11 protein-coding genes are annotated in these 11,489 nt (G+C 38.3%); 4 read left to right on the top strand and 7 right to left on the bottom strand.

All coding sequences use genetic code 11. The features are described from left to right. Positions 1-35 precede the first annotated feature (35 nt). The 7 genes from lonB to tig form a co-directional block, all read right to left on the bottom strand. Positions 36-1,751 (bottom strand): ATP-dependent protease LonB, encoded by a 1,716-nt coding sequence (gene lonB, locus MK805_RS06720; RefSeq protein WP_240874819.1) that lies wholly within the window; start codon positions 1,749-1,751, stop codon positions 36-38. A gap of 94 nt (positions 1,752-1,845) precedes the next feature. Further along, the gene (locus MK805_RS06715; RefSeq protein WP_240874818.1) at positions 1,846-2,991 is read right to left on the bottom strand and encodes a lipid II:glycine glycyltransferase FemX; all 1,146 of its coding nucleotides are present in this window, start codon (positions 2,989-2,991) and stop codon (positions 1,846-1,848) included. A gap of 290 nt (positions 2,992-3,281) precedes the next feature. After that, the gene (locus tag MK805_RS06710; RefSeq protein WP_240874817.1) at positions 3,282-3,443 is read right to left on the bottom strand and encodes a hypothetical protein; all 162 of its coding nucleotides are present in this window, start codon (positions 3,441-3,443) and stop codon (positions 3,282-3,284) included. 32 nt (positions 3,444-3,475) lie between these two features. Further along, entirely contained in the window at positions 3,476-3,562 is an 87-nt protein-coding gene (locus tag MK805_RS18125) for a chorismate mutase (protein WP_420833057.1), read from the bottom strand. Between the two features lie 149 nt (positions 3,563-3,711). Then, positions 3,712-4,977, bottom strand: coding sequence for an ATP-dependent protease ATP-binding subunit ClpX (gene clpX, locus MK805_RS06700; protein ID WP_240874816.1), 1,266 nt, complete (start codon positions 4,975-4,977; stop codon positions 3,712-3,714). 22 nt (positions 4,978-4,999) lie between these two features. Continuing rightward, positions 5,000-5,581 (bottom strand): ATP-dependent Clp endopeptidase proteolytic subunit ClpP, encoded by a 582-nt coding sequence (clpP, locus tag MK805_RS06695; protein ID WP_338057484.1) that lies wholly within the window; start codon positions 5,579-5,581, stop codon positions 5,000-5,002. A gap of 90 nt (positions 5,582-5,671) precedes the next feature. Then, positions 5,672-6,964: a trigger factor gene (gene tig, locus MK805_RS06690; protein WP_240874815.1), complete on the bottom strand. Its 1,293-nt coding sequence runs from the start codon at positions 6,962-6,964 to the stop codon at positions 5,672-5,674. A gap of 487 nt (positions 6,965-7,451) precedes the next feature. Here tig and MK805_RS06685 point away from each other — a divergent pair, with 487 nt between their 5' ends. The 4 genes from MK805_RS06685 to MK805_RS06670 are packed head-to-tail and all read left to right on the top strand — an operon-like array spanning position 7,452 to position 11,472. Beyond that, the gene (locus MK805_RS06685; RefSeq protein WP_240874814.1) at positions 7,452-7,589 is read left to right on the top strand and encodes a hypothetical protein; all 138 of its coding nucleotides are present in this window, start codon (positions 7,452-7,454) and stop codon (positions 7,587-7,589) included. Positions 7,590-7,623: 34 nt separating this feature from the next. After that, positions 7,624-9,192, top strand: a complete 1,569-nt coding sequence (locus tag MK805_RS06680; protein WP_240874813.1) for a spore germination protein — start codon at positions 7,624-7,626, stop codon at positions 9,190-9,192. Positions 9,193-9,212: 20 nt separating this feature from the next. Next, a complete protein-coding gene (locus MK805_RS06675; RefSeq protein ID WP_240874812.1) occupies positions 9,213-10,313 on the top strand; it encodes a GerAB/ArcD/ProY family transporter in 1,101 nt (366 codons plus the stop codon). Then, positions 10,297-11,472 carry a Ger(x)C family spore germination protein gene (locus tag MK805_RS06670; protein WP_240874811.1) on the top strand — a complete coding sequence of 392 codons (1,176 nt, stop codon included), beginning with the start codon at positions 10,297-10,299 and terminating at the stop codon, positions 11,470-11,472. Before MK805_RS06675 ends, MK805_RS06670 begins: the two co-directional genes overlap by 17 nt. Positions 11,473-11,489: the final 17 nt, after the last annotated feature.

Below are 11,489 nucleotides of genomic sequence, written 5' to 3'. Positions count from 1 at the left end.
TCCATGCTGCCAGCTTTATCTTGAAGAATTTTATCTTATTCGTTTTTGTTTGTCCAATCAAAGGTAGATTCCATAGAAGGAATAATACCATCTGTTGCCCAAGCATTCCCTAAATTCGTAATATCTTTGAGTTCTTTTTGCGGGGATGAAAAAGCAAGGCCAATCACTTGTTCCAAAGTTTTGACAGGAATTACTTTGATATCATCCAGCTCTTCAAAAAGCGATTGCATATTATCAATTGGGATAAAAACACGCTTTGCTCCTGCTTGCCTTGCAGCATCTACCTTCGCAATAACACCGCCTACTGGTTTCACATTTCCATGAATACTCAGTTCGCCCGTCATCGCTAAATCATTATCAATCGGAATTCCTTTTACAGCAGAGTAAATAGCAGTAGCAATTGTAATGCCTGCCGAAGGACCATCAAGTGGTATACCGCCAGGAAAATTAACATGCAGATGGTATGCTTCTGGGTTAATATCCGTTTTTCTGAGTACTGTAAGCACATTTTCAATGGAGCCGCGAGCCATACTTTTTCGCCGTAATGTTCTTCTGTTACCTCCGAGCTCTTCTTCATCTACTACCCCGGTTATTTGGAGAGATCCAGATCCACTTTTAGCTCTGGTAGCTGTCACTTCCACTTCCAAAATCATACCAGTATGATGACCAAACACACCTAGCCCAGTAGCAAGTCCAATGTGAGCTTTGGCTGGCATTTTTAAATCTGGTCGTGGACTCAATTGACTAACATGCACCACCCATTCTAAATCTGATGTTTCGATGCGTTTACGTCCATCTGTCATCGCTAATCCTACAGCAGTTTGCACCATATTCACAGCATCCCGTCCACTGCTAGCGTATCTCTCTAATACACGTATCGCATCAGGGTCATAAGCGAACGAGATACGTTCTAATGCCTGCTCTGCTACTTTTCGAATCTCACTAGCTAATAATGGACGAAAATATATTTCCATGCATCTCGAACGAATTGCAGCTGGGATCTCATCTGGTGTTCGTGTAGTAGCGCCAATAAGACGAAAATCAGCTGGTAGACCATTTTGAAAGATATCATGAATGTGATGAGGAGTGTTCTTATCTTCACGGCTATAATATGCGCTTTCTAAAAACACCTTACGATCCTCTAATACTTTTAAAAGCTTATTCATTTGAATGGAGTGCAGTTCGCCAATTTCATCGATAAATAAAATACCACCATGTGCTTTTGTAACAGCACCCGGCTTTGGTTGCGGGATTCCAGCCATTCCCATTGCTCCTGCACCTTGATAAATAGGATCATGCACAGAACCAATCAGCGGATCTGCTATCCCACGTTCATCAAATCTGGCCGTGGTTGCATCTAGTTCCACGAATTTTGAGCTCTCGTTAAAAGGCGAATGGTCATTTTTCTTCGCTTCTTCTAAAATCACACGAGCTGCAGCAGTTTTTCCGACCCCAGGTGGTCCATAAATAATAACATGTTGTGGATTAGGACCGCAAAGTGCTGCTTTTAATGCTCGAAGTCCTTCTTCTTGTCCAACAATGTCGGTTAAACCTACAGGCCTAGTCTTCTCTGCGAGTGGTTCCGTAAGCGAGATACTCCGCATTTTCGTCCATTTTTCAACTTCTTTTTTGGATTCTTTATCAACTGCATTTTTACTTGATTGCTGTGTTTTTAAGAGATTGAAGAAATATAACCCAATTACAATTGAAAAGAATACTTGTAACACCATTACAATGGTAGTCCAATTCATATAGGACATCCTTTCCCCTAAAGTCCTTCTCTTCCTTTAGTATCACCGAAAAGGGAAAGAATATTTCCTTAAAATAAATGATCTTTGTTATGGACTACCGTTTTTTCATGTACATATCAAACGCCCAGTGCAACATTGGAATGACGGGATAGTCCCATTCTCCAATTAATTCACAGACATCACCATTAAAACCAACTCTGAACTTAAGCAGTTCAAATTGGTGGTGTTTTTCATCAAGCCAGATACTGACTCCTCGAAAGTCAAAAGTATGATCACCCTTGGAATGTGCATCTTGAATCATTTTCCAACGGAGCAAATAGCTCGCAGCATGATCTGTCTTTCTAAGCTGAGCACTATACAGGTCCCATACTTGTCCACTTACACGGACTGCCAAAGATGCACTTAGTAACTGGTCGTTTTGACGGGCATAATAAATGCGAATTCGCCCCGGATCTTCTTTGGATAATTTTTCGACCATTTTTTGGAAATAAGCAATATCCCGGGATTCTTTTTGATCATGTTTTGCTTCTTGTGCCAGAAGAGCATGAAATTCGTGAATATCCTGCAAACTCCCCACACTAACCTCCACGCCTTCCCATTCTGCTTGGTTAATTTTCTTTTGCCAAATGGGGTGAAAGGATGCAAATATTTGATCTAGTCCTTTGTTTGCTAAATCCAAACGATAGACAAAGTTAGGTTGTACTGTATCAAAACTATCTTGAGCGATCTTCTGGCGCCAACCCATCTCACTTAGTTCTTGTTGAATAAATTCAACTTCACGAAAAACCTGATTGGGAGGTAAATCGGTTATCTTTTTATTTTTTAAACCATGCGTTTGAAATTGAAGCATTCCATTGGTAATACTATCACTGGACCATTTTTTTCTTACTAGAGGCGGATCAATTTTTACACTAAAAACATTTCGTTGTTTCAAATGACGAAACAAGATGTGAAACCAATCTTTCAAACTATATTCAGTTGAAAACCAGTCAATCAAGGGACCACGTGGTATGTACGCTAAAAATTTATTCAATCCAGGTACTTTGCGATATAGTACGTTTGTTCCACCAACCATTTTCCCTTCCTTGTTCATCCAACCTAAGAACTCGCTTGACCACTTCCACTCTGATTTTAAATCAGACCATGAAGGATACTGTAAAAAGTTACGCAATGGGTGATTTTCTACGAAATTCATATAACTGTTTCGGTCGACCACCACTAATTTTAACAACGATTTCACGCCTTTCTCTGATGCAGTTGCTTCTATCCCTTAATACCATTAAAAAACAGTTCACCCGATTATTAGGTAGAACTGCTATTTGTACTTGTCTGTAAATAGCTATTTCATTTTAGCACATCATACACAAATTGGACACAAAAAATGAACAGCATCCTATTCACAACCTACAAATCCAACTACAAATAGAAGAATATTCTTTCTCTTTCTGTTTAAAATGAGTTTTCCGAGTATATTTCCATTATTACCAATATCGACCAATATCCGCTAAAATCTGAATTAATTTTCATGATTTAACCATTTTTAGATCTTTTTATATTTTGGTTAGTAACGATTGATTCATACACTTTTGCTTCTACATGGATAAAGCATCCAATCATAGTGAGGTATACTTGTTCTGTAATGGTAGGCGTTAATCCATGCAATTCAGCAAGTTTCGTTACCTTTTCAATCACCTCTTCCACTCTAGCAAGAGCGGATACATCTGCTAAATTTTTTTGTATTTAGCAGCTTCCTCTACAAAACCGCTTCTTTTTGCTAGCAGTTTTACGATTTGCTCATCCAGATTATCAATTTCTATCCGTATTTCAGCAATCTGTCAGTATTCATCATGAACTCCTCTTTTAGTGATTTATTTTAATCCCCTACGGAAAAAATGTCAAAAAAATCTGACCATAAGAATTAAAAAAAAGCGATCCTTAAATAGGATCACTTAGAAACAATTTAAGCGGACTCTTCTTTCTTTTTATTGACAACTCTACCTTCTCGGGTAGTTAATTTTGGTGCTTCTTTGTTTACAACAGACTCTTTTGTGATGGAGCACTTGGTCACGTCGTCACGCGATGGCAAATCAAACATGACATCAAGCATAATGGATTCGATAATCGCACGCAATCCACGAGCACCTGTTTTCCGTTTAATCGCCTCAGCAGCAATAGCTTCTAATGCTTCCTCTTCAAAATGGAGTTCCACGCTGTCCATCTCTAACAATTTACTATACTGCTTGACCAAAGCATTTTTCGGTTCTGTCAATATTTGAATGAGCGCATGTTCATCCAATGGTTCCAAAGTAGAAACAACTGGCAGACGACCTACAAACTCTGGGATTAACCCGAACTTTAAAAGATCTTCTGGAAGAACCATTTTTAGGTATTCTCCAGGTTTTAGGCTCGCATTTTGCATATCTGATCCAAAACCAATAACTTTTTTACCAATGCGGCGTTTGATCAGTGTTTCCAATCCATCAAAAGCACCACCACAGATAAACAAAATATTACTGGTGTCTATTTGGATAAATTCTTGGTGTGGATGCTTACGACCACCTTGAGGTGGAACACTAGCAACTGTTCCTTCTAAAATTTTCAGAAGTGCCTGTTGTACCCCTTCACCAGAAACATCACGAGTAATAGAAGGATTTTCCGATTTACGAGCAACTTTATCGATTTCATCGATGTAAATGATTCCACGTTCTGCTTTTTCTACATCAAAATCAGCAGCTTGGATAAGTTTAAGCAAAATATTCTCTACGTCTTCCCCTACATACCCTGCTTCAGTAAGAGAAGTAGCATCTGCTATGGCAAATGGAACATTTAAAATACGAGCCATAGTCTGCGCTAGCAAGGTCTTTCCGCTACCTGTTGGTCCAAGTAATAAAATATTACTTTTTGACAGCTCCACATCATCTGTTTTTGATGTAGAGTTTACTCGCTTGTAATGGTTGTATACAGCTACAGAGAGTGACTTTTTCGCTAAATCTTGACCAATGACATACTGATCCAGAATATCTCTGATTTCTTGAGGTTTAGGTAAATTTTTAAGATCTAATTCTTCTTCACTACCCAGCTCCTCTTCCACAATCTCATTACAAAGCTCGATACATTCATCACAAATGTAGACACCAGGTCCAGCAACTAATTTTCGTACTTGATCTTGGGACTTTCCACAAAAAGAGCACTTTAATTGACCTTTTTCTTCATTAAACTTGAACAAGATCGGTTCACCCCTTTCGATGTTAGATACGTACTAGTACGTCATCTACTAGTCCATATTTTTTTGCTTCTTCTGCACTCATAAAATTGTCTCGATCTGTATCTTTGGCGATCTGTTCTAATGGTTGTCCTGTGCGCTCTGAAAGAATACGATTTAATTGGTCTTTCGTACGAAGAATCCAATCTGCATGAATTTTAATATCTGATGCCTGTCCTCTTGCACCACCAAGTGGTTGATGAATCATAACTTCACTGTTTGGCAATGCAAATCGTTTTCCTTTCTCGCCGGCTGCAAGCAAAAATGCTCCCATACTTGCTGCAAGACCAATACACATCGTGGATACTGCCGGTGCAATAAACTGCATCGTATCAAAAATAGCCATCCCTGCTGTTACGCTTCCACCTGGAGAGTTTATGTACATGTGGATATCTTTTTCTGGATCTTCTGCTGCTAAAAACAGGAGTTGCGCAACTATTAGGTTTGCTATGTTGTCATCAATCGGACTACCGATAAAAATAATCCTATCTTTAAGCAAACGGGAATAAATGTCGTAAGCTCGTTCGCCACGGTTGGATTGCTCCACTACCATTGGGACCAAGGGCACAGGTTAACACCTCATTTTTAAGAAATGCGACAATGCTACAGAACAAGGCACGCGAGAACGTGCCTTGAAATGAACAATCTCCTTATTCCATTATGCCGTATTTTTACGGTTCAATACAAGTAGATCGATTGTTTTCTTACGCTTTAGAGATTCACGTAATGATTCAATATTACCTTGCTTATTGATAATATCTTTTACCTCTTCTACATCACGATTCATTTCTTTTGCTGTTTGGACGATTTCTTCCTCTACTTCTTCTTCGGATACTTCTACGTTCTCTGCATGAGAAATAGCTTCAATTACGAGATCAGCACGTACTTTTTTGCTCGCATCTTCTTTCATTTGAGCCTTAATATCACTTTCAGATTGACCAGTAAGCTGAGTATACAATTCGATGTTAAGACCTTGGTAACCTAGATTTTGTACAAAGTGACCATACATATGGTCTACTTCATGATTAATCATCGCTTCTGGAATATCTACCTCTGCATTGTTTGAGGCAACTTCCACCACTTGATTGCGAATGTATTCTTCTTCTTCTTTTTGGAGTCGTTCTTCTAGTTTATGCTCCAAATCTTGTTTTAGTTCTGCCAATGTTTCTTTTTCGCTAACATCTTGAGCGAACTCATCATCTAGCTCAGGAAGATTTAAACGCTTAATTTCATGCAATTTCACTCGGAACGTAGCAGGTTTACCAGCAAGGTCTGTTGCACGATAATCTTCTGGGAAAGTTACATCTACGTCTTTTTCTTCTCCGAGTCCCAGACCGATGAGCTGCTCTTCAAAGCCAGGAATAAAAGTATTAGAACCGATTTCTAAAGAATAGTTCTCGCCTTTGCCGCCTTCAAATGCAACTCCATCAACAAATCCTTCGAAATCGATGACAACAGTATCGCCATTTTCTACTTCTCCGGATTCAACAGGCTCTAATGTTGCTTGTTGCTTTTGCATTTTTTGCAGTTCTTCGTTCACTGCTTCTTCCGTCACAGAGAAATCTTTCTCTTCGATTTCAATTCCTTTGTATTCCCCTAATTTTACTTCTGGTTTAACTGTAACAGTCGCTGTAAAGATCAGGGATTTTCCTTTTTCCAATTGTTCCACATCTACTTCTGGACGATCAACTGGTTCAATTCCCGTTTCTTTGATCGCATTTTCGTATGCCTCAGGCAAAAGAATATCCAATGCATCTTGATACAAAGACTCTACACCAAATCGTTTTTCAAATATTTGGCGTGGGATTTTCCCTTTACGAAATCCTGGCACATTTACTTTTTTTACAACTTTCTTAAATGCTTGGTCTAGAGCTTGCGACACCTTTTCTTCTGGTGCTTCTACCGTTAAAACCACTTGGTTATTATCATTCTTTACAAAACTAGCTGTCATCAAAAGAACCTCCTACAAGTCCATAAAATCTTGCCGTATCAGCACTTACAACCATTCCATTATAAACACGTTGTAGGTTTTGCGCAATAAATTAACCCCAATGGGTATTTTTTAGCAGTATGTATATGGCCAGATAACGTTTATTTTACAACAAATATAGGTAAGTGAGAAGATGGAACAATTTTCTGCCCCCTATTATTTTGTTTTCACCGATAAAAAAGCAACAAAATCTCCGTAGCCAGCATCACTAACTCCATTTGTATTCACTACAGGTTATGTTATATCGGTGCTTAACTTTCCTTTGACAAATTACGATTTCCCTCCTCCTTTAAGAATAGCGGTCTACTCAGACAAATTAACCTTTTACTTTTGGTTTCCCTAGTCTTCTCAAAATTTTTTATCCTTTTTACATAAAGCGTTCATTCATAGCGCAAGATAAAAAATATTATTCTATATATCTTCCAGCAAAGAAAAAGGTGCAAAAAACATGTTCGAAAGTTTTTTTTCAAATCTACTCAAGTGGAACATTTGGGTTGGTGCATTGGTTACTTTTATCATCCCAGTAGGAATACAAAAGATATATGATTTGTTGAATGCTAGCTTGAATGACTCTACTTCAGAATAAATATTTTCGTTATTGAAACGAAAGGGGGATTACGATGAAAGGCTCGCAAAAAAATTCTACAAATAAAGGCGAAAACACCAACAAAACCGAAGAAAAACCACAGCAAGCGAAATCTCAACACGTAACTGATGATATCCATACAAATATAGAACAAATAAAACAAAACATTGGCCATAATACAGATGTAATCTTTCGTTCCTTTCAACTTGGCACAACAAAATTAAAAGCAGCTATTGTTTATGTAGATGGTTTAGTAGATAAAGACTTGATTCAAGATCAAATTTTAAAATCCATGATCTATGACTTATCTTCCATTTACTCAGAAGAACAGCTTTCTGATCACGATCATTTAAAAGATTGGGTAAACAACAATGTTATCTCTGTAAGTGATGTAAAAGAAGAAAAAAGTTTTGATAATGTCATCACTTCGATTCTTACTGGCTCCACCGCTTTATTAATAGACAATATCAATACCATTTTTATATTGGGAACTACTTCTTATAAAACACGTTCCATTGAAGAACCCATTACCGAGTCCTTAGTAAGGGGACCTAGGGAGGGATTCAACGAGAGCTTAGCAGACAATCGAGCACTGCTGCGACGAGGGCTGCCAGACCCTGCTCTCACCATGCTGGAATATGAAATGGGAGTACGATCGAAAAAAAAATTGCTGCTTGTTTATATGGAAGGAATCACCAATCCTGATTTACTCATGATCGTAAAAAAGAGATTAGAAAAATTCGACCTCGACCTCGCTTTAGAATCTGGGTATATCGAGCAATTTATTCAAGATGATCATTTTTCCCTGTTTCCGCAAGTTCAAAGTACAGAGCGTCCAGACCGGGTTATCGCAGCACTAACAGAAGGCAGAGTAGCCATACTATTGGATGGAACTCCATTTGCATTGATTGCTCCGGTTACGTTTTCCATGATGCTACAATCTCCAGAAGATTATTATGAACGCTGGATTCCTGGTTCCCTTATCCGTCTTCTTCGTTATTTCGCTGCTTTTATTACGGTATTTGTCCCATCTATTTATGTTTCCTTTATTTCGTTTCACCAAGGACTTATTCCTACAAAACTAGCAATCTCCATTGCTGCCACACGTGAAGGTGTGCCTTTCCCATCCCTTATTGAAGCATTACTCATGGAAACAGCTATTGAAGTATTAAGAGAAGCAGGATTACGGTTGCCGCGACCTGTTGGTCAGACAGTAGGGCTAGTAGGTGGATTAGTAGTTGGTGAAGCAGCAGTGAAAGCGGGCATTGTCAGTCCTATTATGGTCATCATCGTTGCGATAACTGCCATCTCCTCTTTCGCCATCCCTCAATATAGTGCTGGTATTGCTCTTCGGATGCTGCGTTTTGGGGCGATGATTTGCGCTGGAATTTGGGGACTTTATGGGGTTATTCTCTTCTTCCTTTTACTCGCCATTCATATGTGCAAATTAAAGAGCTTTGGAGTCCCTTATATCTCTCCTGCTGCTCCTTACCGTTTGCGTGATTGGAAAGATTTTATATTCCGGTTCCCATTACTAATAATGAAAAAACGGCCTCAAATGATGCGCACCTTAGATGACAAACGCCAAAAAGGGAATAGTTGAATAGATGGGGGGTAATATCCATGATGAAGCAAAAAGATCGAATAACCACTACCCAAATGGCTATCTATGTATCCACTCATATGACAGCTCTAGGAATCCTCACCTTACCAAGGGTAGTTACCGCGACAACACAAACTCCTGACGGCTGGATTTCTGTCCTCCTTTCCGGGCTGGTTATTAATCTATTCGCTATTGTATTAGTAAAACTTTGCCAGCGGTTCCCTCAAGAATCATTTTATCAGTACAATCCAAAAATCATTGGGAAGTGGTTCGGCATTTTACTGAGTTTTAGCTTAATAACTTATTTTATCTTACTAGGTTCATTCGAAATCCGGGGAATGGCAGAAGTAACACATTTGTATTTATTACCCCGTACCCCATTCATGGCAACGATCATACCTTTTATTTGTTTAGGCGTTTATTTAACCGTAGGGGGTATTAATCCTCTTGTTCGTTTATTTGAAGTATTGTTTACCCCTTCTATTCTCATTTTTATCATCGTTATTCTATTAAGTTTAAAGACATTTGAACCAAATAATATCCGACCTGTTTTGGGTCAAGGAATTTTGCCAGTAATCAAAGGTATGCAGCCTACAGCTTTAGCCTTGACAGGGCCAGAGACGATGCTGGTTGTCTTTTCTTTTATGAAAGAACCACAAAAAGGTATCAAAGCAATTACCCTTGGAATTGCTACTCCATTGTTCTTTTATATTATGACTACCATTTTTACCTTAGGATCGTTAGGTGTTGCAGGAGTTCAAACCAAAACATGGCCTGTCCTAAGTTTATTTCGCCAGTTCGAATATACCGGAATCATTTTTGAACGATTTGAAACTTTTATGCTAGCCATTTGGATTTTACAAATTTTCACCACCTTTGTAACCTGTTTATATGTATCTGCTCTTGGATTCTCTCAAATATTTAAAAAAGAGATAAAACCATTCATCTTCGGTTTAGCGCCATTTATGTATGTGATCTCACTTTCTCCCAAAAACATCAATGATTTTTTTCATCTTGGTGATTTTCTTGGGTATGTAGGTATCGCTTTCATCATTGTTGTTCCTAGTATCATGATCATTATTGCGATGTTAAGAGGGAAAAAACATGTTCCAGCTTCTTAAAATATTTCTTGTTTGCTGTTCTCTCTTTATCATCTCAGGATGTTGGGATAGTAAAGATATTGAAGAATTAGCAATGGAGGTTGGCGCCGCACTTGACAAAACAAATGCTCCTATATCGTCTCTAGATCAAGGATACCGCAAAAAAAATATAATCAAAATGACGCTGCAAAATATTTCTCCAAAATCCAGCCCACAATCGGACAAAGGCGGACAGCAACAAAAATATGAAAACGTAACAGGCTCAGGGGATTCCATACTGGAAATTTTTCGTGAAATTTCATTGAAGAAAGATGTCCCTCCTTATGGGGCACATTTAAAAATACTTGTCATTGGGGAGAAACTTGTGAAAGAAAAAAACTTACAAATCTTACTTGCCCTATTTGACCGTACTTTTGAAGTGAGAGACAGTTGTATTATTTTGATCGCTAAAGGTTCCGCTGCTCAAACATTAAAACTAGCTACAGATGTCCCGGCTTTCACTTTAGTTGGTATCGAAAAGAACCGATATCGATCAGTAAAAATGTTACCCGCAATAAGACTTGGAAAAGTAATGAGCAATATGGCTGATCATGCTAATTTTATCATCCAAAGTACCAGCACGAAAAAACGAAAAGTCAAATTTAATGGCGGGGCCATTATCAAAGGAAATACCAATAGATTAATAGGATTCCTCAATGAAGATGAGGTTGCAGGATTAAATTTTATCACTGGTGAGATAAAAGGCGGAATCATAACAGGAAGAGATCCAAAAACACATGGGCTTATTTCTTATGAAATATCATCCGTTAAAAGTAAAATTATTCCTCATCTAGATGGAGAACATATCTCCTTTGATGTGAATATTGAATCGGAAGGCCGCTTAAATGAAGAACATGTTCATGCAGGAAATGCATTCGCCAATAAATTTTTAAAACGAGCAGAAATGGCTATAAAAAAGGAAGTAGAGCACCTAGTTCATCAATCTCTAAACAAGCTGCAAAAAAAATACCAAATTGATGTGGCCGGTTTTAATGAGCAAATGCGCATTCAATTTCCAAAAGAATGGCTGCAGTTAGAGAAAGATTGGGACAAACGTTTTAGTCAAGCACCGATCAAATCCCATGTTTCCATTACGATACGTGATTATATGATAAAAGGAAAAAAAGAAATATCGGATTGATCAATGAACTGGAAATA

Source organism: Shimazuella soli, assembly GCF_022511585.1.
Taxonomy (GTDB): Bacteria; Bacillota; Bacilli; order Thermoactinomycetales; family Thermoactinomycetaceae; genus Shimazuella; species Shimazuella soli.
This window is presented reverse-complemented; position numbering and strand designations above follow the sequence as displayed.

Coding starts and splice junctions, on each gene's coding strand:
- tig (WP_240874815.1), bottom strand. CDS start 6,964: ATGACAGCTAGTTTTGTAAAGAATGATAATAACCAAGTGGTTTTAACG.
- lonB (WP_240874819.1), bottom strand. CDS start 1,751: ATGAATTGGACTACCATTGTAATGGTGTTACAAGTATTCTTTTCAATT.
- MK805_RS06675 (WP_240874812.1), top strand. CDS start 9,213: ATGATGAAGCAAAAAGATCGAATAACCACTACCCAAATGGCTATCTAT.
- MK805_RS06685 (WP_240874814.1), top strand. CDS start 7,452: ATGTTCGAAAGTTTTTTTTCAAATCTACTCAAGTGGAACATTTGGGTT.
- MK805_RS06680 (WP_240874813.1), top strand. CDS start 7,624: ATGAAAGGCTCGCAAAAAAATTCTACAAATAAAGGCGAAAACACCAAC.
- MK805_RS06670 (WP_240874811.1), top strand. CDS start 10,297: ATGTTCCAGCTTCTTAAAATATTTCTTGTTTGCTGTTCTCTCTTTATC.